21 protein-coding genes are annotated in these 26,352 nt (G+C 39.2%); 1 reads left to right on the top strand and 20 read right to left on the bottom strand.

Annotated elements, in window-relative coordinates; genetic code table 11:
• Positions 1-36: 36 nt before the first annotated feature.
• The 8 genes from AKG34_RS09785 to murQ all read right to left on the bottom strand — a co-directional run bounded on the left by AKG34_RS09785 (position 37) and on the right by murQ (position 10,502).
• A complete protein-coding gene (locus tag AKG34_RS09785; RefSeq protein ID WP_053345909.1) occupies positions 37-459 on the bottom strand; it encodes a DUF1801 domain-containing protein in 423 nt (140 codons plus the stop codon).
• A 594-nt stretch (positions 460-1,053) separates the two neighbouring features.
• Positions 1,054-2,526: an N-acetylglucosamine-specific PTS transporter subunit IIBC gene (gene nagE / locus AKG34_RS09780; protein ID WP_053345908.1), complete on the bottom strand. Its 1,473-nt coding sequence runs from the start codon at positions 2,524-2,526 to the stop codon at positions 1,054-1,056.
• Between the two features lie 180 nt (positions 2,527-2,706).
• Positions 2,707-3,945 (bottom strand): exo-beta-N-acetylmuramidase NamZ family protein, encoded by a 1,239-nt coding sequence (locus tag AKG34_RS09775; RefSeq protein ID WP_053345907.1) that lies wholly within the window; start codon positions 3,943-3,945, stop codon positions 2,707-2,709.
• A gap of 12 nt (positions 3,946-3,957) precedes the next feature.
• Complete coding sequence (locus AKG34_RS09770) at positions 3,958-5,910, bottom strand: glycoside hydrolase family 3 protein (RefSeq protein WP_053345906.1); 1,953 nt, start codon at positions 5,908-5,910, stop codon at positions 3,958-3,960.
• 384 nt (positions 5,911-6,294) lie between these two features.
• Positions 6,295-7,320 (bottom strand): MupG family TIM beta-alpha barrel fold protein, encoded by a 1,026-nt coding sequence (locus AKG34_RS09765; RefSeq protein ID WP_053345905.1) that lies wholly within the window; start codon positions 7,318-7,320, stop codon positions 6,295-6,297.
• A complete protein-coding gene (locus AKG34_RS09760; RefSeq protein WP_053345904.1) occupies positions 7,317-8,684 on the bottom strand; it encodes a PTS transporter subunit EIIC in 1,368 nt (455 codons plus the stop codon). Before AKG34_RS09760 ends, AKG34_RS09765 begins: the two co-directional genes overlap by 4 nt.
• Before the next feature lie 33 nt (positions 8,685-8,717).
• Positions 8,718-9,575, bottom strand: a complete 858-nt coding sequence (locus tag AKG34_RS09755) for a MurR/RpiR family transcriptional regulator (RefSeq protein WP_053345903.1) — start codon at positions 9,573-9,575, stop codon at positions 8,718-8,720.
• Between the two features lie 12 nt (positions 9,576-9,587).
• Positions 9,588-10,502: an N-acetylmuramic acid 6-phosphate etherase gene (gene murQ, locus AKG34_RS09750; protein ID WP_407946252.1), complete on the bottom strand. Its 915-nt coding sequence runs from the start codon at positions 10,500-10,502 to the stop codon at positions 9,588-9,590.
• Positions 10,503-10,908: 406 nt separating this feature from the next.
• Between murQ and AKG34_RS09745 the strand changes: the two genes are divergently transcribed.
• Entirely contained in the window at positions 10,909-11,088 is a 180-nt protein-coding gene (locus AKG34_RS09745; RefSeq protein ID WP_053345901.1) for an H-type small acid-soluble spore protein, read from the top strand.
• Positions 11,089-12,700: 1,612 nt separating this feature from the next.
• Here AKG34_RS09745 and AKG34_RS09735 read toward each other — a convergent pair.
• The 12 genes from AKG34_RS09735 to AKG34_RS09680 all read right to left on the bottom strand — a co-directional run bounded on the left by AKG34_RS09735 (position 12,701) and on the right by AKG34_RS09680 (position 25,645).
• On the bottom strand, positions 12,701-13,882 hold the full coding sequence (locus AKG34_RS09735; RefSeq protein WP_053348059.1) for an ABC transporter substrate-binding protein: 1,182 nt from the start codon (positions 13,880-13,882) through the stop codon (positions 12,701-12,703).
• Positions 13,883-13,907: 25 nt separating this feature from the next.
• On the bottom strand, positions 13,908-14,615 hold the full coding sequence (locus AKG34_RS09730; protein ID WP_053345899.1) for an ABC transporter ATP-binding protein: 708 nt from the start codon (positions 14,613-14,615) through the stop codon (positions 13,908-13,910).
• A complete protein-coding gene (locus AKG34_RS09725; protein WP_053345898.1) occupies positions 14,599-15,372 on the bottom strand; it encodes an ABC transporter ATP-binding protein in 774 nt (257 codons plus the stop codon). Before AKG34_RS09725 ends, AKG34_RS09730 begins: the two co-directional genes overlap by 17 nt.
• Before the next feature lie 2 nt (positions 15,373-15,374).
• The gene (locus AKG34_RS09720) at positions 15,375-16,370 is read right to left on the bottom strand and encodes a branched-chain amino acid ABC transporter permease (protein WP_053345897.1); all 996 of its coding nucleotides are present in this window, start codon (positions 16,368-16,370) and stop codon (positions 15,375-15,377) included.
• A gap of 1 nt (position 16,371) precedes the next feature.
• Entirely contained in the window at positions 16,372-17,235 is an 864-nt protein-coding gene (locus AKG34_RS09715) for a branched-chain amino acid ABC transporter permease (protein ID WP_053345896.1), read from the bottom strand.
• 924 nt (positions 17,236-18,159) lie between these two features.
• On the bottom strand, positions 18,160-19,860 hold the full coding sequence (locus AKG34_RS09710; RefSeq protein ID WP_053345895.1) for a sigma-54 interaction domain-containing protein: 1,701 nt from the start codon (positions 19,858-19,860) through the stop codon (positions 18,160-18,162).
• A 132-nt stretch (positions 19,861-19,992) separates the two neighbouring features.
• Positions 19,993-20,394 carry a MaoC/PaaZ C-terminal domain-containing protein gene (locus tag AKG34_RS09705; protein WP_053345894.1) on the bottom strand — a complete coding sequence of 134 codons (402 nt, stop codon included), beginning with the start codon at positions 20,392-20,394 and terminating at the stop codon, positions 19,993-19,995.
• Entirely contained in the window at positions 20,391-20,843 is a 453-nt protein-coding gene (locus AKG34_RS09700; RefSeq protein WP_053345893.1) for a MaoC family dehydratase N-terminal domain-containing protein, read from the bottom strand. Before AKG34_RS09700 ends, AKG34_RS09705 begins: the two co-directional genes overlap by 4 nt.
• A gap of 18 nt (positions 20,844-20,861) precedes the next feature.
• Entirely contained in the window at positions 20,862-21,626 is a 765-nt protein-coding gene (locus AKG34_RS09695) for an SDR family oxidoreductase (RefSeq protein WP_053345892.1), read from the bottom strand.
• 20 nt (positions 21,627-21,646) lie between these two features.
• Positions 21,647-22,822, bottom strand: a complete 1,176-nt coding sequence (locus AKG34_RS09690) for an acyl-CoA dehydrogenase family protein (protein WP_053345891.1) — start codon at positions 22,820-22,822, stop codon at positions 21,647-21,649.
• A gap of 26 nt (positions 22,823-22,848) precedes the next feature.
• Positions 22,849-24,000, bottom strand: a complete 1,152-nt coding sequence (locus AKG34_RS09685) for an acyl-CoA dehydrogenase family protein (RefSeq protein WP_053345890.1) — start codon at positions 23,998-24,000, stop codon at positions 22,849-22,851.
• Positions 24,001-24,025: 25 nt separating this feature from the next.
• Positions 24,026-25,645 carry a long-chain-fatty-acid--CoA ligase gene (locus AKG34_RS09680; protein ID WP_053345889.1) on the bottom strand — a complete coding sequence of 540 codons (1,620 nt, stop codon included), beginning with the start codon at positions 25,643-25,645 and terminating at the stop codon, positions 24,026-24,028.
• Positions 25,646-26,352 lie beyond the last annotated feature (707 nt).

Here is a 26,352-nt window from a genome sequence, read left to right as displayed (position 1 = left end):
GAAACAATTAAAGGATAATATCCACATACTTTCACTCTAATTATTCGGATAGGTTTCTCTCAAAAATTTTACAGATTGGTTTATTAACTCTTTTAAAACATTAAGATCAATATCTGCTACTTTATTTATGTAAACACAACTTTTTCCGGAAGTATGTTTTCCAAAGTCCTTTAATAATTCCTCTCGTTTTGTGTCACCCGTAGCAAAATATAAACTGATTTTTGCTTTTCGAGGTGAAAAACCTACAAGAGGAGCATCACCTTCATGACCAGATTCATATTTATAATGATATGTACCGAATCCAATAATACTCGGTCCCCACATCTTTGCTATAAAACCTGTCGTTTCAGTAAAAATATCTAATAATTGATATGCATCCTCACGCTTTTTGGGGCTGTCGACATTTTCAATAAACTCGATAACACTGCTGTCAGTTTCTTTGGTTTTTGGTTGGTACATTAGAATCTCTCCTATACTAAGGGATTTAATATATATTTTACAAAGATAACATATGCTTAAAATTCAGATCATTTGCTAAGCACAATTGCATTTGTTTTAGGAGGTATATTTATGTATTCACCAGGCTTATGGGTGCAGTATAAGGACGTGGAGGTTATATCTGGTGAAGTTATTGGCAATTGAAGCCATCATTAGCTGAAAATTACGCATGAGAATGAATAAAGAATTCTTTCAAATGATTTATATGTGAGATTAAATTATTTAATCTCTTAATTTATTCTCCAAACGTCATCCAATACCCTCCAAACAAATATCCTTAATATATTATAAAACATTGATTTGTTTTATTCTAATTTCTACCCAGTGTTCATTAAAAAAGCTAAAATAAATGTTTTTTGATCAAAGTGTACTCAGGCTTGATAATTCGTTACTATAACGCTTTCTATAATAATCTAAAACGATCAGGTATGGAACGGGATCTCATTCCTGATCGTTGAGTATAATCCTTGTCTAATAATCTCGCAAGTAAACTAGTTGTTCTTGCAGTTCTAGATGAAAGATGAAGGATTACTCGAACAACTAATAATGGGAGCTCTATTGTCTACGAATCTTTTCAATTTCATCCGCTACGAATTGTACCTGCGTACCCACAACGACTTGAATGCTATGTGGACCAACGATATTGATTCCCGCGACTCCTGTAGATTTAATTTTATTTTGATCAACTGCTCCCATATTCTTCACTTCTACTCTCAAACGGGTTATACAGTTGTCAACAGACGTTACATTAGCGTCTCCACCTAAGCCTTCATAAATCGCAGCAGCCATCCCAAAGAATTTACTTCCTGTTGACTCAGCATGGTTGCTTGCATTTGCCTCTACTCCTCCACCATTAAGTTCTTCATCTGTATCATCCTCCCTCCCTGGAGTCATTAAGTTAAACTTTGCGATCAAGAAGCGGAATAAGAAATAGTAAATGACAGCGAAAGCTAACCCTTGAAGAAGGAGCATATAAGGTTCATTTGCTAATGGCAATCTTGAACTTAAAACAAAGTCAACAAAGCCCGCACTAAAACCAAAACCTGCTGTCCATTGGAAAGATGCAGCAATTGCTAACGAAATACCTGTTAATAAAGCATGAACAACAAAAAGTGCAGGTGCTACAAACATGAAGGCAAATTCAAGAGGTTCTGTAACTCCTGTAAAAAATGAAGCAAATCCTGCAGCGAGCATTAATGACGCCACTTGTTTTTTCTTCTTAGATTTTGCTGAATGGTACATAGCAAGTGCCGCGGCAGGCAATCCGAACATCATGACAGGGAAGAATCCGGCTTGATACATGCCTGTAGTTCCTTTTGTTCCAGTTCCTGCCCAGAAATTACCGATATCGTTAAGTCCAATTACATCAAACCAGAACACGGAGTTTAATGCATGATGTAAACCCGTTGGTATCAATAACCGATTGAAGAATCCATAAAGTCCTGCACCTGCAGCACCTAATCCACTTATCGCTTCACCGAAATTAACTAACAAAGAGTAGATGAGCGGCCATACAAAAAATAATATAAGGGAAACGAGTAACATAATAACCGCAGTCAGTATGGGGACCAGCCGTTTACCACTAAAGAAAGCGAGGGCATCCGGCAGCTCGACCTTACTAAACCGATTATACATAGCAGCAGCTATAAGGCCCGAGAGAATTCCGACAAATTGATTTTCTATTTTCTCAAATGCTGGATTTACACTTTCTACATCAATACCTTGCAGCATAGCTACTGATTCTGTGGCAAGCAATGTCGTTACGACTAGATAGGCTACCAGCCCACTCAAAGCGGCTGAACCATCTTTTCCTTTCGACATCCCCAATGCAACCCCGACAGCAAACAAGATAGACATATTGCCAATGATGGAAGAACCAGCTTTAATTAAGAAAGCCGCTATCGGACTTCCCTCTCCCCATCCTGCTGGATCTATCCAATAACCAATCCCCATTAAAATGGCAGCTGCCGGTAATACTGCTACTGGCAACATCAATGAACGGCCAATTTTTTGAAGATATTTTTTCATCCCACTTTCCCCCTGACAGTTATAAATTTAGGATAACTCTATACACCTATTAGACAGCGGTTTCTTCTTTTTTAGAACTTCTTTTCTTTTATAAACTCTCTATTTCTAGGAAATTCTTTACGTTATACCCCTTTAATAAAAAAAAGAAAAGTCCTTACAGACTTTTCTAAGTTCCTCCGGTTATTTATAGAGTAAATACTGTGCGCGAACCTTTTTAAAAGCTTCTTGCTCTGGCTGATATTCTTTCATAATTTCATTCACAGATGAGCCTTCTTTAATCATTGTTCTCACCCAGTCATTACCTATTAATAGACTGAAATTATTGGCTGCGAGAAATTCGAAATCATCTGGATAAAGATCATGAATGGTCTTGATGATGTGCAGTCCAGTTGGTACAGCCCTAAATTCATCACGATCGGTTACATAGATTTCAACTCCATGGCTAAGTTTACCTGCATACTTTGAAAACGAAGGTGTAAAAGAGGCAGCCCTAAATTTCACACCGGGCAAACGTAGTCCATTTAATTTTCCCGCAAGTTCATCGCTGTTGATATACGGTGCACCGATTAATTCGAATGGCTTAGTCGTCCCTCTGCCTTCCGAGACATTTGTGCCCTCAATTAACCCTGTAGCTGGATATACAAATGTAGTGGACACTGCTGGCATATTTGGCGATGGCAAGACAAATGGAAGCCCAGTTTCGTCATAATCCATCGAGCGCTTCCAGCCTTTCATTTTAATGACCTTTAAATCTGCACCAATTTTAAACTCTTTATTAAACAATGTAGCGAGTTCGCCGACTGTCATCCCATGTTTAAGCGGAATCGGATACAAACCAACAAATGATGAGAATTCCGGTTCAAGTACTGGTCCATCTACTGATATCCCCCCTTGCGGATTCGGCCTGTCTAACACGATAAACGGGATGTTATTTTCTTTCGCGGCTTCCATTGCATAGGCCATCGTATAAATATAGGTGTAATAACGCGTTCCGACATCTTGGATATCAAAGACAAGAGCCTCTACACCTTCTAACATTTCAGGCGTTGGCTTTTTCGTTTTACCGTACAAGCTATAAACGGGCAATCCTGTTTTTTCATCTATATAAAATTCAACGCTTGCCCCTGCCTGCGCATCTCCACGAACCCCATGTTCGGGTCCATATAACGCAGTTAATTCAATATCCGGATCGTCATAAAGCAGATCAACGATGCTCGTTAATTTGGAATCGATTCCTGTTGGATTTGTAATCAACCCCACCTTTTTTCCTTTAAGTACATCCTTCTCTTCTTTTAAAAGAACTTCAATACCAGGCCTGACCTTTTGTTTTTTCTTTTCCTTATCGGCAGTAACACTTTTAGAGGAAACTATACTAAAGGTCAACAGACAAATGGTGAATATAATAAGAATTCTTTTCATTGTGTTTCCCCTCTACTTTTTAATAGGCTTGCCTGATTTAATATCTAATCCATACCCAAATTTATATAGGCTTTCGGATGGTTTTGTCACCGATGGAATATCTACTGGCAACGTCCCTCTCGGTTTTGATTCTCCAAAGATCGTCGCGATGCCTGCCGGTATATTTGACTGCCTATACCGCCCATTTGAATATCCTTTAAATCCGTATACAGCCATCACGGCTTTTGCTTCTTCAAAATTGGCAACATCATAAGGGTTTCTTACACTCATTAACACAAACCCTTTATCTTTTTTCTGTGCATATTTCATTGCCGCTCTTGGAAAGGCTGTTGCCCACTTGCTTGAATCTTGAATACTGTCATCAATCACTCCATCATTTACAGCCGGATCGTTTTTTACAATATAGGACCCGGTAATGACATAGTCGGCTTCATCAATGAGTCTTGCCACTTCACTAGTGAATGACTTTTCTGAAAAACTCATACCTGTTACTTGGACTTTCTTTATCCTATTTTGATCAACTAATTCATGGATGCTCCTTGACATAGATTCAACCTGATCGGCAAAAGGAGCAAGAACTAAAATGTTTTCATTTTTCTTAGGTTTGAAGGGCAATGTTTTATCTTCATTTTTCAAAAGAGTGATTGCATCTTCCGCGATTTTCCTTTCTTTTTTCAAATGATTTTTATTACCGACCACTTGAAGAGCCCTTAATATTTTTTTATCAATTGGAGTGTCAGCAGCGACTTTTCCCGGCTTTAGAATTCCTCTTTTCACTTTTAGCTCAAGTATTCTTGTTACAGAACGATTGACTTGATCAAGCGGAATTTCACCACTTTCCACGGCTTCCTTCACTGCATCGAATACAGAGGTTATATTCTTTTCCATTTGAAGTGAGTTTACTTGTGCAGGCATCAATGCAATATCTACACCCGATTTCAAGGCCAAAACAACAGCATCTTCTTGTCCAAAATTGTCCGCAATGGCTTTCATATTCAATGCATCTGTAACCACTACGCCTTCAAATCCCATTTCTTCACGTAAAAGACCAGTAATGACCTTCTGTGACAGTGTTGCCGGCACCATAATTTCTTGTCCGTCTTTTTTACTGATATAAGTAGTATCATCGAATGCAGGAAATTGAACATGTGCGGTCATCATCATATCTACTCCAGCATCGATTGCCTTTTGGAAAGGAAGTAACTCGATAGAACGTAAGCGCTCTTTATTATGCGAGACAAGAGGAAGACCATAATGACTATCAACCGCCGTATCTCCATGACCAGGGAAATGCTTAGTCGTTGCTATCATATTCTGGCTTTGCAATCCTTTTATGGTTTGAATCCCAAGTTTTGATACAAGATCTGGATCAGAACTGAAGGAACGGACGCCAATAACTGGATTTCCGGGGTTATTATTGACATCAACAGCCGGTCCAAAATTTACATTTATACCAAGAGAGGACAATTCCTTGCCGATGATTTCTCCAGACTGATAGGCGTAATTCTTATTTCTAGTTGCACCCAGCGCCATATTTCCCGGAAGATTCGTTCCTGTTTGAAGGCGAGTTACGATTCCTCCTTCCTGATCAATAGTTATAAATAGTGGAAGATCCTTGCTCGCATTCTGTAAACCATCTGTCAGCCGTACCGTTTGCTCGGTATCTACAACATTTTCAGCAAACAAGATCACTCCGCCTAAATGATATTTTTCAATGATGCTTGCAACTTCTGAGTTCATTTCTATAAAACCTGTTGCTTTGCTTTCTCCTTGTTCTTGCCAATTACGAAAATCTGGCATAAGCATTTGACCGACTTTCTCCTCTATGGACATATTTTCTACGATTGTCTGAACATCCGGCACTGGTTTTTCTTCCGCAAACTCCCTTGCTGATGTAACTCCACCAAGAGTGGATAAAGCCAAGGAAAAAGCTAACCCAGCAGGTGCCCATATCTTTTTATTCATTTTGGCATCCTCCTTTTTACTTTTTAATCTCAAAAGGCTTTCTTAGCAGTAGTAGGTAAAAAGCTTCTCAAGAGATATAATCAATATCACTAGTACACTTTTGTGCCCGGCTCCTAAGTGTTGTTAACCGTATAATTTTTTTTACAAATTCCCACACTTTTATGACAATAAAAGCAGCCCCTTAAAATCCAGTAGCACCTTTTTCAATTTCTCATTCACTTTTTTCTTTTCCAGGAAAATCTAGCTTATTCTGGAATCTCAGCTTTTTTAATGACAGAAAACCCCATTTGCGTATCGTTACTAACAACTACAGTTGCTTAATTAACACTTGCTGAGCAAAGGCTTTGGTCGTGAGTGAAATGATCACCTATTTTCCATGTATTTCTAAGTCTCTATATAATTCTTCACTTGTATCTTTACGGATTGACCAGGTTCTAGTAGCGCTATCAAAGGAAGATCTTCCTCTATAACTAGCCCTATCACATTGACTCGATGATTTGCTTCTAAATCTCGCCTGCAAATTTGGACCTCTCCCCGATATCGCCCATATGCATCATTGTCCATCGTAATGGAACCAAGGCAGCGTTCGACAGTATTTTGCGGCTTAACCTGTGTTGTGACACGGGTATGTTGTAGCCGATACACATCCCTTGAAACATCTGGCCGCAAATCGTAAATACCGCTTTGCAAAACGGAAGACTTCACGCGAATAGATAGAATATTCCGATCATTGAAGGCGGATAGGTTTCCAATCAAATCGTTTTCCACACCTTGATCTCCAATATATACTCCATCCACTTGCTGAAACAGTTCAACTCCGGCAGCAAAAGGATTCATAAACCTGTGTTTTTCAAGCGTCGGAAGACCATCATGAAGGGGTCCTCGCTTACTTCCTGAACCCGGGATAAAAGCAACAATAGGTATCCCATATTTCTTGAACATTTGATTTTGATTTTGAAAGAATTCTTCCTCGAGACCCGTTTCACGCCTTGGATAGAAGTTATGCCAGGCTATGAGACTCTCAGGTTTTATTCCGCTCCCAAGTACCGCCATTAGTTCATCTTCCTTTAACGTACTTGCGTTTAGTGAAAGAGAAAATACCTCAGATAAAGATCTTATCGTTTCATAGTCAAACCCATCATCCAAGCGAATTCCCTTTACCCCTAATGAAGATAAATCCTCAAAATTGCTAATTCCCAAATGATTAAGCGTGTTTATTGAGACATCTGCATGGATTTCCATTTCATATGACTCTACAAGCTTTAATAGTTCTACCATTCTTTGTACGTGATCACCTTTTTCTTCAGGAATATGAAGCGAGGTAAATGCTCGCTTCACACCTAGGTTTGCTGCATGAATGATTTGTGTTTCTGCATCTGGGTCTTGTAGATAAAAAGAGATTCCAATCACTTGAATTCAACTGCCATTTCATCTTTAAATCCAAATAAATACGTAAAAATAAATCCTGCTACATAGGAAAGGAATAACCCTGCCAAGAAAAGCACAATTTGGTTTGGATGAACTAAAAAGGTAAGTGGTAATCCAGATACACCGATTGCAGTAGTCGCAATTCCGAAGTGCGCTTGAAATGCTCCTCCTACCCCTGCCCCTAAACATGCCGTTAAGAAAGGACGGCCGAGTGGTAATGTCACACCAAATATAAGAGGTTCGCCGATACCAAGCATTCCTGATGGAAGACCTCCGCCTATCGCTCGCTTTAAGCTTGCTTTCTTGGTTTTGAAATAGATGGCAAATGCCGCTCCTACTTGACCGGCTCCACCCATTGCCAAAATGGGAAGCAGAGGATCGTCTCCAATCGCGTTGATCAATTCAAGATGAACAGGTGTTAGACCTTGATGCAAACCAGTTATGACCAGCGGTAGGAATGTAGCTCCAAGCACAAATCCAGCTACTACTCCACCTATATCTAATACATTTAATAATCCGGTCGTAATCGTATCCGATAAAAACCCTCCTACCGGCATAAAAACAATGTAAGTGACAATCCCTGTAATAAGTAAAGCGATGGTTGGAGTCAAAATTATATCCAGTGATTGAGGAATGAATTTCCTTACCCGCTTTTCCACAAATGCTATAAAAATCGCGGCAAAAAGGACTCCAATTAATCCTCCACGTCCTGGGAGCAAATTTTCACCAAACAATGAAATGTCGCCGACTGCCGGATTGATAACCAAGATACCAGCCAATGCACCAAGTGCAGGTGATCCCCCGTATTCCTTTGCTGCATTCGTCCCAACTAAAATCCCAAGGTAAGCAAATAATCCAGATCCGATAACAGTTAATATAATGGCTAATTGTGAATCTCCCGCAAGCCAGCCCGCTTGAACGACCGCTTTTGTAATTCCTGTAATCAGGCCTGAAGCTACTAATGCAGGAATTAACGGGATAAAGATACTCGCAATTCTACGTAAAAATAGTTTAAAAGGTTTTGCATTTTTCCTATCAATCTCTGATTTGTTCTTGGAAGCTGTTTCTTTTAAATTAAAATTTCCAGAAGATGCGAGAAGCTTTTCAAATTCTGCATAAACCTTGTTCACTACTCCTGGACCTAGAACGATTTGAATCGTTTCCTCTTCAATGACACCAAGAACGCCTTCGGTTTTTTTTATTTCATCCATATTTACTTTTGAACGATCGATTGGTGATACCCTCAGCCTGGTCATACAATGTGCAGATCCTGCAACATTTGATGCCCCACCTAACTTATCTAATAATACTCCTGCTAAATCGGCGTACTTTTCCCCCTTACCCATCCAAAAGCCCCCCTTGTCAAAATCTCCTAATGTTCATTTATAATGATCAGTCATCGATTTAATGGCTGCCCGTGTGTTATCAATGTATTGGACAGTCTCTTCATACTGTTCTGATGCCATTCCTAAAAATAAAATATCAATCATATATAACTGTGCCAATCGGGAAGATGTTGCAGCACTTCGAAACGGCGCTTCATTTGAAAAGGATGTATAAAGTGAAGCGTCACACAAAGAAGATACCGTAGTTTGACCAAAATGAGTCAGTCCTATCGTTTTGACTCCTCGATCTTTAGCAAGCCTTAATATATTGACAACTTCAGGTGTTTCTCCTGAGAATGAAATAGCAAAAACGATGTCATTTTCATTTGCATTGGCAATCAGAGTTGCAACTAAATGCATATCAGTAAAAGCGGTTGCCCCTTTGTTGATGCGAAGCAGTTTTTGCTGAGCGTCTGCCGCAACTATATTTGAAGCACCCACTCCACAAAAGTGAACTGTTTTAGCGTTCAGCAGCAATTTAATGGCATTTTTGAGATTCTCGTGATCGATAATTTCAGAAGTGTCACGAATAATCTGAATCGTATTACTGGTTGTTTTTTCAACAATCCGATACAGTGATTCTGAAGGCTCAATATCTCGGTAACCCTGTTCAACAGACTTCATCAAATCACCAGCAATCCGCATTTTCAAATCTTGAAATCCTTTCAAACCGAGAGATTTGCACAACCTTATCACAGCAGCCCCGCTTGTTTGAGCAGAAGTGCTCAGCTCCTGTACAGTGCTATTTACTACCTCGTGAGGATTCTGTAGGATATATTCAGCTAGTTTTTGTTCTGATTGTGGAAGCTTGCTTAGCATCGTATGTATAATGGATAATCCTCCTGTAGCCATTGCTTTCTCTCCTTAATCCAGGCGTATCGAGATGGCTTTTCTGACATCTCCATCCGCTTGTTCTAGTAACTCCGTTGCTTGATCATAAGTTGTTGAAGTCTTTATCATTACAATTGCTGGTTTAACCTGATTATTCGCCTTTTCGAGCATTTTCATCGCAATTTCATATTCAACATCCGTGACAGTTTGTATAATGCTTATTGCACGATCCTTCAGTTTTTGATTGCTCACATTTACATCAACCATCAGATTTTCATATACTTTTCCCATTCTAATCATGGTAGCTGTTGAGATCATATTAAGTACCATTTTATGTGCAGTTGCCGCTTTCATTCTCGTAGACCCAGTTAATACTTCTGGTCCGACCTCAACTTCAATTCCAATATTAGCGACTTTCGTGATGATGGAGTTTTTATTGCACGATAAAGCCACCGTTTTTGCCCCTACCTTACTTGCATAATGTAAAGCACCTTTCACATAAGGAGTACGACCGCTAGCTGCAATGCCGATAACCGTATCTTTGGCTGTAAGATCCACGTTTTTTAAATCTCTTTCCCCAAACTCTTCTTTATCCTCTGCTCCTTCAATTGCTCGAACAAATGCTTTTTCCCCTCCAGCCATTATTCCCAGCACCATATCCGGTGATGTGCTAAAAGTCGGTGGACATTCCACTGCATCAAGAACACCAAGTCTACCGCTCGTTCCAGCCCCAATGTAGATGAGTCTTCCTCCTTTCATTAACGATTCATAAGCAAAGTCAACTGCCGTTTTAATCTCTGGTAAAACCTCTTGTACGGCTACTGCCACTTTTAAATCTTCGTTGTTAATCGCAGAAATAATTTCCAGTGTATTTACACTGTCGATGTTCATGGTCCCTTCATTGCGTAATTCAGTCGTTAATGAGCGCAGTTGTTCTTCCATAGACAAATAAATCCTCCTATTATCAATCACTTAAATATAATTTCAAATTATACTTAACAATCTTGAAATTATATTTCATATTATATTCAATGGTAGCGCCTTCATTACTAAACTGCAAGATTTTTTTTGCAACTTTGGGATTATATTACTTTTTTGCAACCTAAATTCAGACAATGATTCTATTAATCTCCAAATAAAACTTACCACGTCATATTAGTATGTAGCATAACAGTCGTAATATGGATTCTTAAAGGATGAACCTAATAGCACAGTATCCACCCTTATAAATGAATCGGAATTTCCTTATATGGTAGACGCAGTTATTAGATAGTCATTTTCATTCCTTTAAAAAAAGAATAAAATCTTTTACCTTTTCAAATAATAATTAACAAATAATAAGGGAGGGATTTTTGTGGATGTTAATCGTGTAAAACAGATTCTTTCTTCACCATCTGACATTGAGGTTAGATATAATGGCACTTCAGTTTGGATTGATAATATAAATGAAGATGGAAGAACAGCTACTGTACATCTAAGAGGGCCATTAGAGGAAAGGTCAGAAGTCGAAATTGAAGAGCTTAAAGAAATATAAAGAGTGAGTAATAAAACATTATCCACCCATAACATCCCGAGAGAACAAAACGGGAATAGTAGCAGCCATACTTAATGAATTAGTATGGCTGCTTATAAGTGAAATCGAGATGATCATGCTTTGAACTGCCTGTGAATTTCATTACATATTGGGTTCATTGTTGCTGAGAAGACTTGTAGTTAAATTGAATTGTTGAGGTAAGTTAGGTAACTGTAATAATGGTTTCTCTGAAGAAATTGGTCGAAATGTATTTGGTCCTTCACTATTCATTAAAATATACACAATTATTAAATTAAAAGAAGCCATTCTCTTTATGAGAAAGGCTTTGTTAAATGATAATTGAATTATCGTTCCATTTTTTCAACTTTAATTATACTTTCTTCTATCCAATTTAGTGTCCGTTTATCCATTTCCTTTTCTGTCAGACTTCTTGGGAGTTCTATCCATTGATCTTTCTCAGGGACTAAATGAATCTTGCCCTCTTAATGAATTTGACACTTCCCTGTCCAATAAACTTATCTCTATATCATTATTAATAGTTACATATATATGCTGCCCAGTATATTCGATTTCTTCAATTTTCATGTTAAAGTGACCTCGGGTATTAGGACGGCACCAAATATGATTTCCTTTAAGTTTTCTCAAAGAGTATTCAACACCAAAAAGTTGTTCTTCCGATATATAATAATCTTTGATGTAATACAAATTTTCCTTATGTTTTTTGTCATTCACATCATACACATCATACGTAAAATGAATATTTGAATCTTTTCATATTTTAGGATTTTGGTCGGTCCAATTGTTATTTACCATTATTGGTCGTACAAAAGATTCTAGCCTTTCTTTTACTAAATATTCAATATTGCTATGATCAAGATTACATCCAAAGATAAATAAAAAATAGTCTTTCAATTACTTCTAACACCATTTCAGCAATGGATTATTATTTAATCTAATATTTCCCTAATGATCAGACCAATCATCTTATGTATGGTAATGATAATTTATCGAATTTTCAGATTGATCTTTAAATACATGCAATCTAAAGTAAGGATTCCATTGTCCCCTAATAATTCAAAAATATGCTCTCCTTGTTTGATACCATTAGGTACTGTACTACTTAATGGTCCTACACGTCTAGAATACCCATACTCACCATATCATTTTTTCCACACCCTCTAGAGTAGACCATACTTTCTTATAAAAATCTTTTTCAATCGTTACTTAGGAAAGTAAGGATCCGTCATCTTCAAGAAACTCTTTTACCAGAGGTTAAAAGGAAATAACTACACGATGCTCACATTTTGCTATTGTCGCCTTTACTATTATTTTTCTATCGTTCAGGTCCTTTACTAGAATATTATCGTTTCTAGAAAGTACCTGACAGTATGAATCTTAACCTAGTAATGGATACATTGTGGAAGAAACAAAAAAAGAAACGTGTACTGGAATCCTTCATTTGAAGGATTCCAGTACACGTCCAAGAAATACAACAATCTACTCTATCAGTACATACTGGTAGAGTTCTGCCGCTCTCTAGCTACTTTTTTTATGACTGTTTACTTGATTATCAGGGATATTTTTCGTGACACCAGCACTGGCTTTGTTCACCCTAACGAATGGGAACTACTTTTCCATCTTCAACCGCTCCAACGACAATTGTAGATGCGAATCCTCCATTCTCATCAATTGTTGGGATATCGTAGATTTTCTGTTCAGCAGAAATATTCGTCAGCCCGTCCTGCATATGTTCGCGAATCGCCTTGACGTCATCCACGCTTCCTGCCGATTTCATCGCTTCCACAAAAGCATACATCGCGATGTAATTCAAACCGACTTCGGAGCTTGGATCTTCCTTATAATTTTTTTGATATTTCTCAATAAAAGCTGGCACTGCTTCTTCATCGGAGTTAATCAGAGGTAGGACACCGATTGAGCCTTCCAATGTTTCATATGATCCTGCAATCGGCTTCATTTGATCCAGCTTCGCCTGATCCATAATAATAAAACCGCCTTTAAACCCTAACTCCCGAGCCTGCTTCGCTACTTTTGCCGTCGGCTCAGACGCACCTCCGATAAACAGCACATCAGGATCCTTTTTCAATGCATTCGTAACAATCGTAAAGAAATCTGTTTCTTTAGCAAAATCAATCGAGGAATTATAAACGACTTTACCACCTTGCTTTTTCCAATGAGGGAGAACCGCTTCTGTCCAGTCTTTTCCGTATTGAGAGGAGGTTGGCAAAGCTGCAATCTTTTTGCCGAAATGTTCCATGGCATACGTTGTAAACGGTTCGATATATCCTTCATAATTCGGTGGAATTCGTACGGTTAATGAATTTCCGCTTTCGGTAACTGAAGGCTCACTCGTATAGGCGCCAATGATAAATTTCTCTTGTTCATTAAAAACCTGCAGCGCCAGAACACCGCCGCTGTGCGGCGTAAATATAATCGGTGTATCATATTCCTGAATTAAGCGTTTAGCATTCGAACCTGTTTCATTCGGTAAGTATTTATCATCCAAAGAAACGAGATTAAGCGTGTATTTTTCCCCATCTACTTTAAACCCGCCGTCATCATTGATTTCATTGACGGCCATTTCCACACCATTTAACGTTCGTTTCCCATACAATGCTGCAGCCCCGCTTAACGGACCGCTAAAACCGATGTTAACGATATTTCCGCCTTTACCTTTTTTACCACTACTTGATGCGGGGCTGTCTCCCTTGTTACAGCCAACCAAAGCAGTTACTACTAGCAGCATGAATACAAATAACACTTTCAGTTGTTTCATATAAATAAATCCCCCATTCTTTTTTTCATACTCCAATATAGGCTTTCCGTACTTCACCATTAGCCAATAAATCACCTGCTGTTCCTTGAACGACAATTTCCCCATTTTCAAAAACATAACCTTTATCTGCAATGCTGAGGGCAGCATTCGCATTCTGTTCTGCAAGTAGAACGGTGATTCCTTCCCGGTTTATTTCTTCGATCACCTTAAACATCTGTTCCACAATCAAAGGTGCTAGTCCAACCGAAGGCTCATCAAGCATCAGCAGCTTTGGCTTAGACATTAATGCCCTACCTATGGCAAGCATCTGCTGTTGCCCACCGCTCAGACTTCCTGCATCATCATGATTCTTTTCTTTTAAAATCGGGAATAAATTATATACCTTTTCCAAAGAATGCTTGATTTCCGCCTTTTTCATTCGATGCACAAATGCCCCCATCCTTAAATTTTCCTGGACAGTCATTTGTGGAAACAGTTTACGTCCTTCGGCACACTGAACAATTCCAGCTTGAACATTCTTATCCGGGGCTCGACCGCCTATAGGACTATTTTGAAAATAAATTTCTCCTTGAGACAGCTTACTGATACCACTAATGGAACGAAAAGTCGTACTTTTACCCGCTCCATTCGCCCCCAATAAAACGACAATCTCCCCTTTGGCAACTTCGATATTCACATGTTTGATCGCAGTAAAACTTCCATAACTGACTGCAACATTAGATAACTTTAGCACTAGCACTACCTCCCAAATAGGCTTTAATAACCGCTTCATTACATCGGATTTCCTTAGGTGTACCCTCGGCAATTTTTTCTCCGTAATTCAAAACCATGATGTGGTCAGCCAAGTTCATAATCATATGCATTTTGTGCTCGATTAAACATATCGTAAGACCGGATTGATTTAACTTCCTGATCAGAACTGTCAGTCCTTCCGTTTCATCCGGGTTGATTCCAGCAGCAGGTTCATCAAGAAAGATAATTTCCGGGTCCGTTGCAAGAGCTAGGGCGATGGCTGTCCGTTTCTTTTCCTCCTGCGAAACACTAGCGACTATTTTGTCAGCCACATCCGTTAATCCAACAATCTCCAGCACCTCCATAGCCTTATCCCGACATGCCGCTTCCTCTCGTTTTAAGCGTTTTGTTCTTAGAATGGCGTCTACCAAATTCGATTTGGTGCGTAGTCTATGCCCAACAATGACATTATCCAATAAGGTCGATTTATCAAAAAGACTGGTTGTTTGGAAGGTCCTTGAAATTCCTAGCGCTGCTATTTCATTAGCTGGAAGCTTGGTGATATCAATTCCTTTAAAAATGACGGTTCCAGAGCTTGGACGATGAAAGCCGCTAATCAAGTTGAAAAAAGTGGATTTCCCCGCCCCATTCGGTCCGATAATAGCATTAATTTTTCCTTTTTTAATCACAAAATCTACATTATTGACTGCTGCTAAGCCGCCAAACCGCTTTGTCAAATTCTTAGTTTCAATAATCATTTTCATCCCTCCTCCACTTTAATAGAAACATCGTTTCTCAAAACAGGCGGCTTCTTATCTTTTCGTTTGATTTTCCAATCAAAGATGGCACCTGCGATTCCACGTGGATAAAAGATGATGATTAATGTAAGCAAAGGTCCGAAGATCAACATTCGGTACTCTTGAAGAAATTGCAGATTTTGCGAAAGTATTACGAGCAGTAACGTTCCCACCAACGGTCCCGAAAGTGTCCCAATTCCACCAACTAAGAGATACATCAATAGGTCGAACATAATGGAGGTTGAGCCGATATCAGGTCCAATAAACCGAATGAATGAAGCATACAGGGCTCCAGCCAAACCTGCGAAAAATGTAGAAAGGACAAAGGCCGTCAGTTTATTCTTCATCGTGGATATACCAATCGTTTGAGCAAGGTCCTCACTATTCCTGATGGCCATATACGTTCTACCTGTTAACGAATGGATAATCCGATACATGACTATGATCACCGCAAGCAGAAACACAAGGACAAGATAATATTGTGAAGCTGCCGTATCGAATGTTATTGGACCGATATTACCTGGGGCAGGGATGCCAATCAATCCTCTAACTCCCTCCGTCAGCCCCTCCCATTTATCAATGACCAGATATATGATATAGCCTACACATAATGTGTATATGGCGAAAAAGTGTTCCTTTGTCCTCAATGCTATTAATCCGATTACAAATCCAATCGCACATGTGATCAAACAGGCCCCCACAAGAGCCAGCCAAAAATTCATTCCAGATTTTACTGTCAGCAGCCCAAGTGAGTATGCACCAATTGCAAAAAATCCAGCATGAGCAAGCGAGAGATAACCAGTATAGCCTGATAACAAATTGATTCCGTAAACAGCAATTGCCCAAATGAATGAGAGTGTTAACATATGAAGATAATAGTCGTTTTGACCGATAATAGGGAATAAAAAAGCTAAGATGATAAGAGCAATAATTCCATTTCGTTTCGTCAAAATCTTCATGCTACCTCTCCCCCTTAGCAAAAAGTCCCGTTGGTTTCACTGTTAAAATTACAACTAAAAGAACGAATGCAATGATGTCTTTATAATCATTTGAAATATAAGTTGCGCCCAGGCTCTCGCTGAAACCAAGGATATAACCTCCGACAATCGCCCCTGGAATACTTCCCATGCCTCCCAGAATGATAATGACGAATGCCTTCAAGATGACGAGATGTCCCATGCCGGGGAAAACGAGGTTAATCGGTGAAGCAAGAGATGAGGCAATGGCGGCTAAGCCACCAGATATCATGAAGGTCAGCATAGCAACTTTATTGATGTTAATCCCTACAAGTGAAGCTCCTTCACGACTTTGGGACATCGCAATTATCGTTGAACCGGTATACGTTTTCTTGAGGAAAAGATAAAGCAAAATCATCACCACGATAGCCGAAACGATAATCAACAAGCGCTGCATTGTAAACGTCAACCCCATGATGTTGACGACTTGATCGTAAGGAGAAGTCATTGTATGGAAATCGGCGCCCCAGACAAATTGCGCAAAAGCTTCAAGAAAAAGAAGGATCCCGATTGCCGCAATTTTATCGTGCAATGGCGGTGCCTCCCTTAACAAGCGGAACACGAAACGTTCCAATAGAACACCCATCAAACCAACAACGATTACGGATACAAACATAGCAAACCAATAATTAACGCCATATAATGTCATCATTGATAATGTGATGTACCCTCCCAACATATAGAGAGCTCCGTGGGCAAAGTTCGGGATATGCAAAATTCCATATACAAGCGTCAATCCCAGGGCAACTAAACTATAAACGCTGCCAATTGTCAAACCATTAAAAAGCTGCTGGATTAAAATATCCATTTACTTCCTCCTTCTTAATTATTGAATTTTTATCATGCTATTCGGTTATTCCTGCTTCACAATCAAGGGCATATCTACTTTTGGATTTATAGTTGCTTCCTCTACCTCTTTCAGAGGGGTATGGATAAGGTCATCAAGATATTCAAAAGGCAATTTGTGTTTTATTTCTTTATTATCACCACCTACATATATACAATCTCTGAAGTAGCTGATAAAACGCCCAACTTGTTAGCGCTTTCATTTCCGACGACTAAGTATTTCAATTGTACGTCTTCTTGAATCTTCCACATTTCTCTAACCATACATCATGGGTTGATTAGTATAATGATCATTCCTAGTTTAATAGCAGCATAATAGGCGATTAGATAATCGGGTTGATTACCTAGCAAGAAACCAATTTTATTACACTTTTTTGCCCCAGCCTTATAACAAGCAGTTGCAAGACCATCCACATTTCGCATAAGTAATCATTTGTTCTTCATAATAAATGGCTGCCCTGTCCCCAAACCTCTTTACAGTGTTGGAAAGCATTCTGTATAAGCTGATTTTAGGGATATTCGTAGATTTCATCGTCTGAATATAACCGCTTTCCATGGTCGATCACCTGGAACAATCAACTATCTCACCTCACACTTTCTACATGGAAATTCCGTAGATTAATTCCTTATTAATATGCAAGTGCTGTGCCATAGTTAAACACAGTTACTGTGGCTATTTCAAAGTCCCAGAAAATTCATTATTGAATCATATAAATGAATAATAGGGGTTCTATATAGGATAGTCATCATTCACTTTTGACTGAAAAAATCATTTCTGAATTAAGTGAATGAAGACCTAAAATAACGAGAGTCACTAATATTTGTTATTCAACGGGTGGCGATAAATAGTAAGAGGGGATTTCCGATAAACGGAAATCCCCTCTTACTATTTATCCTTTTCATTGACCTTTAATTGATATTTTTTAAGTTTCCTCACAATTGTCGCCTGACTCGAATCTAGGGCTTCTGCGATTTCATATGTAGTTTGGTAGGTTTGCGCCGCTTTCGTCAATATTTCCTTTTCCGCTCTTTCTACCGCTTCTTTTAAAGTAAGTGTGCCTTTAAGGTTGGAATGATTCTGATTTACCTGCTGATATTCTTCCGGAAGATCGCTAAGTGAAAGTAATTGATTATTTGTTAGGACAACGAGCCTTTCCACTATATTATTCAATTCACGGACATTTCCTGGCCAATCATATTGAAAAAAATATTCTTTCAATCTCGAATCTATTTCTTTCGAGAATTTATATTGTTCGTTGGCTTTTGTTAAAAATAAATCCGTTAATGCTAGAATGTCTTCTCTTCTCTCCCTTAAAGGGGGAATCGTAATTGGTATGACATTCAGCCTGTAATAGAGATCTTCACGGAATTCACCTACTTTAACCATTTCCAATAAGTTGCGGTTCGTGGCTGCGATTATTCGAACATCAATTTTTTTGGGCTTCGTTCCTCCGATTCTTTGAATCTCCCTTTCCTGAAGTGCCCTAAGTAGCTTTACCTGCAATTGTAGAGGAAGCTCACCCACTTCATCCAAAAATAAAATCCCACTCTCAGCCACTTCAAACATCCCTGGTTTCCCTTTTTGATTAGCACCGGTAAACGCGCCGCCTTCATATCCAAAGAGTTCGGATTCCAATAAATCCGCCGGAATTGCCCCGCAGTTTATCTTTACGAAATCTCCTTTTTTAGATCGGATGCTCCGGTTGTAAATATTACGGGCCAGTACATCTTTTCCAACGCCCGTTTCTCCTAAGATTAGTACTGTCGCATCAATATCCGAGATTCTTTCGGCAATCTCATAAATCATTTTCATCTTATCACTTACAAAAACAACCCCATCCTGACTTGTTATCTTTCGAAGTTTTTCAATTTCCTGCTTATATTGATTATTCAATTCATTTACTTTGGTCAATTCATGCATCAGTTCATTTAAATCTGACAAATCACGTATGTTCGTAACGACTTGCTCAATTTCACCTTCTTCATTAAAAACGGGACTTCCTGTAATTAATGTTTCTTTTCCAGCAAAATTATCCTGTACGACTGAAACCGTTCGCCGCAGCTTCACTACCTTATGTGTCACCGAAGTATTCAAAATACCTCGTTTGATTAATTGGTCCACCGATTTGCCTATATAATATTCTTTCGGAATGCCAGTAATCCGTTCAATCGCTGAATTTGTGTAAAGTGTAATGCCATTTTGATCGGTGATATAAATCCCATCATAGGAATTTTCAATAATGGCATCAAGAGCGCGATTCAGTTTTTCCGTTTCATGGGCATCAATCAATAAATTATCCAAAAATTGTGTTTCACTGCCTACATAAAGAATATCGCCATTATCCAATTGTGTCAGCAATATAAATAAATACCGTTTGTCATGCAGGCGTGCAGCTGCCAATCTATTATTATCGAGAAATTGCCACTCTTCAAATTGTTCGGTAAGTAGTTTCTTCCCATTCTGTCCTATCCGATCATTTAGGTAACTGCTCCAATCCCTAATCCGGTATTCAGAGTCAACGACTAGAGCAGGAAAGATCCACTCTTTGAGCAAATTAATCTGAGAATCCTGTTTTACATGATTCATTAATAATATTCACCGCCGCAAAAAGAATTCTTTTTTAGTACAATTCTGGATAGATTTCGAATCTCCTTTAATATTGTCGAATTTTAATCCTAAAAAAAGTAGTGATGAAATAAATTTCACCACTACTTTCCTTTAGTAGGTCCTAAAAATAACCTCTCCACTGATCGCTTCCTTACCTGATTGGTTGATTGCTGCTACATTGAAATAATACTTATCTTCCTTTTTCTCTTTTAAATCTGCTTGAAGGGTGATAACATCATTCAAGAAAACCATACCTTTGAAACGAATCTTGTATTCTTCAATGTACCCAATTTCATATAGATTACTGAAAATCTTTGCCAGGTTTCCCATCGTCCACATTCCGTGTGCAATAATCCCAGGCAAACCAGCATTTTTTGCTTCTTCATCAATCGTATGAATGGGATTGAAATCACCTGATGCCCCTGCATACTTAATGAGATCCAAACGTGTTACAGGACCAAGCTCTATCGAATGCAACGAATCGCCAATATGCAGTTCAGTTAATGTAGTCACTTGCTCATCACCATCCTTTTTATCGTTTCATTGATAATGACAAGTTGTTCAGCGGTAAAAACAATTTCTCCATTTGCATCTGTCCCGTAATTTTTTAAGGCTAGGAATCCCATTTCCCCTTGCTTTCCTTTTTTCTCATAGTAGTCCCTCACTTCTGTATAACAGGTAATTTCTTCTCCAGCCCTCAGCGGACGGTTATAATGATATTTCTGTTCACCGTGTATCAATCCTTTATTTGGGAGGTCTAAGCCTTCAATCGCTCCAAAATCAAAAACTCTTGGAAAAGTTGGGGGCGCAATATTCGTACCATACCTTGATTGCCTACCTTTTTCTTCATCGATGAAAATCGGATGCGGGTCACCAATCGCTAACGCAAATTTTTTAACGGCTCCCCGTTCAACCAGATTTTTAACCGGTTTAGATTGTTTTCCAATACTTTCATTGAACATATCATCCCGCCTTTACTCTTAATTTTTTGGACCACCCGCAACATATAGAACTTGCCCACTAACGAAAGATGATGCTTCATCAGCGAAAAATGCAACAGCATTAGCGATGTCACTTGGCATACCGCTCCTAGCAACTGGAATACTGTTTGCCCTATCCTGGATAAATTGTTCAAAACTCACTCCCATTCGCCGTGCTGTTTCTTTCGTCATTTCGGTTTCAATAAAACCAGGTGCTACCGAATTAGCCGTTATTCCATATTTACCAAGTTCAATTGCGAGTGTTTTTGTTAACCCCTGCAACCCCGCTTTTGCCGCTGCATAATTAGCCTGACCGCGGTTACCTAGTGCCGAGGTGGAAGATATATTAATAATTCTCCCATATTTGTTTTCAACCATATACTTCTGAGCCGCACGAACCGCATTGAAGGTACCTTTTAAATGCACGTCCATTACTGTCTGCCAATCTGAATCGGTCATTTTAAATAGTAAATTATCTCGAATGACACCTGCATTATTCACGAGAATATCTAGCGAACCGAACGTATCAGCTATTTCTTTTACTGATGCTTCTACCTCTTCTGAATCCACCACATTGGCGACCCTTGTAAAAATGGTATGGCCTTGATCCCTTAGTTCATTTCCTGTTGAGGTCAAAACTTCCTCATTTATATCTATGATAGCAACCTTTGCGCCTTCACTTGCAAATAGTTCTACGATTGCCCGTCCAATTCCCCTGCTTCCACCAGTAACTAAAGCGGTTTTCCCTGCAAATCTTCCTGTCATAATCTTTTCCTCCTAATCTATTATAAAAATTGTCCTAATTTAACATGTCCTCTAATTAAATTCCGTGAAATAATCATGCGCTGTATTTCATCGGTCCCATCATATATTCTCCAAAGTCTTGCCTCACGGTACCAGCGCTCAATTGGAAGTTCCTTCGTATAACCCATGCCCCCATGTATTTGCAACACGCGATCAACGACACGATTCCCCATATTTGCTCCATAGAGTTTAGCCATAGAAGCTAGATGACGATTGTCTTCTCCATGATCTAGTGTGTAGGCGGCATTTAACACAAGCCACCTTGCAGCTTCGATTTCAACAGCCGAGTCAGCAATCTGCCATTGAATAGCCTGGCGCTCAGCGATTGGTTTACCGAATGTGACGCGTTCTTTTGCATAATCTATAGCCATTTGCAGCAATCTTTCTGAAGAACCGACAGCACGTGCCCCCACGATCCATCTTGCAAAACCAATCCATTCAAGGCCAAGTTTATAACCGCCATGCACTTCTCCTAAAATATTTTCCTCGGGTACCCGAACATTATCGAAAACTAAACCAGCCGGTCCCCATTCTCCCATCGTGTTGATATACTCAGATTTCCAGCCCATGCTCCGATCTACGATGAAACAGGTGACCCCTTCTGTACCAGTTTCTTGATGAAGTTCTTTATCGGTAACAGCAATGACCATGACGAAATCGGCATCATTTCCACCTGTAATGAATGTTTTTTCTCCATTCAGCACCCACTCATTGCCATCTTTTATCGCAGTCATTTTAATATTTCGAGTATCGGACCCAGCTCCCGGCTCCGTCATGGCAAAACAGGATTTTTTCTCCCCATTAATCGTAGGAATCAGATACTTCTTTTTCTGTTCTTCGTTTCCATAATAAAGAATATTGTCCGCAGAACCGCCAAAGCTGAAAGGTACAAACGTTTTTGATACTTCCATCAAGACTATTGCCATCATCATCTGCCCTAAGTCGGCCCCGCCAAACTCCACCGGCGTATTAATGCCCCAGAACCCCGCTTTTTTTGCTTTTTCCTGTAATTCTATTAATTTCCCTTCAGGTAAACTAGGTTTTCCTGCTATTTCGTTACGAAGTACTTCATTTTCCAAAGGAATTAATTCATTTTCCACGAACTTGCGTATTGTTTTTTGTACCATTTTTTGTTCATCTGATAAACGTAAATCCATTATAACCCCTCCATTTTCTCATTAAACTATTTTTGATAATTTTTCTTTAATTGTCCTGTAATGATATTTTTCTGGATTTCGGACGTTCCTTCATAAATTCTAGTAATTCGTGCATCCCGATAGAAACGTTCGACTGGATAATCCTTCATGTATCCCATCCCTCCATGAATTTGAACTGCTCTATCAGCGACCCTGTTATATACTTCCGAACCATACAGCTTCAGCATTGCCGCTTCTTTAATAATTTTCGCTTTTTGATCGACCATCCATGCAACCCGGTATGTGAATGAGCGGAGCGCTTCTATTTCCATCGCCATTTCGGCAATCATATGAGATACGGCTTGATGATCGATAATAGGAACATCGAATTGTTCACGTTCAGTAGCATAATGGATTGATAAATCAAGCAGGTACTGGCAGGATCCCAAATTTCGTGCGGCAAGTCCCGCCCGGCCATTTGCAAGGATTTTTAATGCATTGACATAGCCTTTCCCAACTTCCCCTAGTACATTTTCCACCGGAACCTCACAATCTTCAAAAACCAGTTCGGCAGAATGTGAGCCCCGAAGTCCCATTTTCCTTTCAATGCTACCAATTTGAAAACCCGGGAACCCCTTCTCTACAATGAATGACGTGATTCCTTTTGCTCCTTTTCCCTTATCCGTTACCGCCATAACAGTAAAAATATCGGCCACATCTGCATTCGTTATATAATGCTTAGTCCCATTAAGAATATACTTATCTCCTCTTTTGACAGCAGTCATTTTTAGATTCGTCGCATGAGATCCGGCAGCAGGCTCAGTTAAAGCGAATGCGCCAATTTTATTTCCGCTTGCCATATCTGGCAGGTACTTTTGCTTTTGCATTTCATTGCCCATTTCTACGATTCCGACCGTCCCTATGCCAGTATGGGCACCAATCAGAGTGGTATATCCATTATGTGTTTTACCGATTTCTTCATATAAAGCACATTTCCCTACCATCCCAATGCCTAGCCCGCCGTACTGTTCTGGGATACTGAGTCCGAATAGCCCTATTTCCTTCGATAATTTGATGATGGATTCTGGAATATGATCATCTTCCTCTATTTGCATTGAATATGGTTCGATTTCTTCTTCGATAAACTGTCGTATATTTTCTTTTAAAAGTAGGATGTCTTCATCTAAGCGAAAGTCCATTTGCATTCCCCTTTTTACCTATGAATTATTTGTTAGCGTTTTCATTCATTACCGGATAAGCAGCGTTATATTTTTCTTGAAGCTTTCGTTTTAAAATTTTACCGACCGCAGTTTTGGGAAGTTCACTTTGAAAGGTGATAACTTCCGGTACTTTAAAGGCTGCGAGCTGTTTTCGGCAGTATTCATTCAGTTCCTTTTCGGTTATCCATTCATTTGGCTTAATAACAACGGCTGCATGAACGGTTTCACCACGATATTGGTCGGGAACACCGAATACCGCTGCTTCAAGAACCTTTGGATGGCTGTAAAAAACCTCTTCAATTTCAATAGGATAAATATTAAATCCGCCTGCGATAATCATTTCTTTCTTTCGTCCGACGATGTAAAAGAAACCATCTTCATCCATCTTTGCGATGTCACCGGTATATAGCCATCCGTTTTGAATCGCCTGCAACGTTTCTTCTGGCATGCCCCAATACCCTTTCATCACCTGAGGTCCCTTAATAACCAATTCGCCAGGTGTATCAACCAAAAGGGACGGCTCACCTGTAATACTGTCAATAATGGCGGCATCTGTATTTGGGATAGGTATCCCAATACTTCCGGGTTTTTGCAGGCCTTTAACTGGATTTCGATGCGTCACTGGTGAAGCCTCAGACAAACCATATCCTTCAGCAATCATTGATCCGCTTACTTCGTTAAAACGTGACAATACATTTAGAGGCAATGGCGACGAACCCGAAGTGCATGTTTTCAAAGAATGCAAATCAAAAGGATGGGACTGGTAATATTGTAATAAAGCAATATACATCGTCGGCACAGCTGGGAAAATAGTCGGTTTGAGCTTATTAATAATATCAACTATCTCAGCCACCTCAAACCTAGGTACTATAATTAAATTACCTCCATTATAAAACGTCAGATTCATAGCAGAGGTCATACCATATACATGAAATAGAGGAGAAACGGCAAGTACCCTTTCCTTCGCCTTTTGAGTATTGATTTGTGAAGTAGCCGCGCTTTGCAAGGTGTTAGCCACGATGTTTCGATGTGTTAGCATCGCACCTTTTGAACGCCCCGTCGTTCCTCCTGTATATTGGAGGACAGCAACATCTTCATCAGGTTCAATTGGTACAGTAAAATCTGCCTCTATTATTTTCATAAGCCTTTTTGTCAGCTCACACCTGCCATTTTCCATAGACACGCTTATTGTCTTTTCAACACGTGTTTCTGTTAATATCGCTTCTACCGTGGGATAAAGTTTATCGAGCACAAGGATGTGTCTTGCACCTGAATCTTTTAGTACATGTATCAATTCGTTCGCCTTATACATTGGATTGATTTGAACAACGATCGCACCATTCAAAAGCGTTCCAAAAAAACTAATCGGATATTGAGGACAATTGGGCAGCATAATAGCCACACGATCTCCCTTTTTAACCCCATCATCAGCAAGTATCCGGGCACATCTTTTCACTAACTGCCCTAACTCAGAATATGTATACGTTTGATCCATAAACGTAATCGCTGTTTTATCCGGATACAGTCCAACTGATTGGTAAAATAAGTCTGTTAAAGATATTTCAGGTATATCAATTTCCATTGGATTTCCGGACGGGATATGCTTGTTCCAAGGTCTATCCATTAGTCCTCCCCTTTCTTCATTCAAAAAATAAAGAAGTCATGCTAATAATATGCAAGGAGTGTGCCAAAAATAAATCGTACTGGTGCATAGATTCTATCAGCATTAGAATTCATAATTGAATTATTTGTTGTCTGGATAAGATTATTAGCTTGCTAGTACAAGGATTTAAAATTGACTCAATAAGTCATTTTTGATTTAAGAATATAGCCCGAAAAAATAATAATTGTAGTAGTTACAAATAATAGGATATTATCAGGAGATTATTTTCTGGTCGATGAACATGATACATAACCGGCACCCTACCGTTTATTTGCTTTGTTTGTTTTTCATCATAATAAACTAAATAAAAAGGATGCTGATTATTGTCAGCATCCCTTCAGACTGTAGACAAACTCGATGAAAATCGAGTTTGTCTACAGTTTTTTATTGTAAAAATTCGAACGTTGATTTCCACTCCAGGCACTCGCTTTCCGCGGGCGGTCAGGGAGCCTCCTCGGCGCCTTTGCGCCTGTGGGGTCTCCCTTAGACACGCTTTTCCCGCAGGAGTCTCGCACCTTCCGTTCCAATCAACTTTGTTTTAACAATTAGAAATAAACACTTTTGCCTACAGTCTATTTTGTTTTAATATAGGAGTATTAAAACTTGAGGTGATGACGATGCTTTCGAAACATAATTCTATTCAGCGAGATCAACTTGAAATGATTACT

This window comes from Peribacillus butanolivorans, from assembly GCF_001273755.1.
Classification (GTDB): Bacteria; Bacillota; Bacilli; order Bacillales; family DSM-1321; genus Peribacillus; species Peribacillus butanolivorans.
The sequence above is the reverse complement of the archived record's forward strand: the minus strand, read 5'-3'. Positions and strand labels throughout refer to the sequence as shown.

Bases quoted from the DNA above. Each gene is read 5' to 3' on its own strand.
- AKG34_RS09720 (WP_053345897.1), bottom strand. From the start codon at position 16,370: ATGAAGATTTTGACGAAACGAAATGGAATTATTGCTCTTATCATCTTA.
- AKG34_RS09710 (WP_053345895.1), bottom strand. From the start codon at position 19,860: ATGAATCATGTAAAACAGGATTCTCAGATTAATTTGCTCAAAGAGTGG.
- AKG34_RS09735 (WP_053348059.1), bottom strand. From the start codon at position 13,882: ATGAAACAACTGAAAGTGTTATTTGTATTCATGCTGCTAGTAGTAACT.
- AKG34_RS09690 (WP_053345891.1), bottom strand. From the start codon at position 22,822: ATGGATTTACGTTTATCAGATGAACAAAAAATGGTACAAAAAACAATA.
- AKG34_RS09760 (WP_053345904.1), bottom strand. From the start codon at position 8,684: ATGGGTAAGGGGGAAAAGTACGCCGATTTAGCAGGAGTATTATTAGAT.
- AKG34_RS09770 (WP_053345906.1), bottom strand. From the start codon at position 5,910: ATGAATAAAAAGATATGGGCACCTGCTGGGTTAGCTTTTTCCTTGGCT.
- nagE (WP_053345908.1), bottom strand. From the start codon at position 2,526: ATGAAAAAATATCTTCAAAAAATTGGCCGTTCATTGATGTTGCCAGTA.
- AKG34_RS09695 (WP_053345892.1), bottom strand. From the start codon at position 21,626: ATGACAGGAAGATTTGCAGGGAAAACCGCTTTAGTTACTGGTGGAAGC.
- AKG34_RS09715 (WP_053345896.1), bottom strand. From the start codon at position 17,235: ATGGATATTTTAATCCAGCAGCTTTTTAATGGTTTGACAATTGGCAGC.
- AKG34_RS09785 (WP_053345909.1), bottom strand. From the start codon at position 459: ATGTACCAACCAAAAACCAAAGAAACTGACAGCAGTGTTATCGAGTTT.
- AKG34_RS09775 (WP_053345907.1), bottom strand. From the start codon at position 3,945: ATGAAAAGAATTCTTATTATATTCACCATTTGTCTGTTGACCTTTAGT.
- AKG34_RS09700 (WP_053345893.1), bottom strand. From the start codon at position 20,843: ATGTTCAATGAAAGTATTGGAAAACAATCTAAACCGGTTAAAAATCTG.
- AKG34_RS09755 (WP_053345903.1), bottom strand. From the start codon at position 9,575: ATGGCTACAGGAGGATTATCCATTATACATACGATGCTAAGCAAGCTT.
- AKG34_RS09685 (WP_053345890.1), bottom strand. From the start codon at position 24,000: ATGGACTTTCGCTTAGATGAAGACATCCTACTTTTAAAAGAAAATATA.
- AKG34_RS09680 (WP_053345889.1), bottom strand. From the start codon at position 25,645: ATGGATAGACCTTGGAACAAGCATATCCCGTCCGGAAATCCAATGGAA.
- AKG34_RS09725 (WP_053345898.1), bottom strand. From the start codon at position 15,372: ATGATTATTGAAACTAAGAATTTGACAAAGCGGTTTGGCGGCTTAGCA.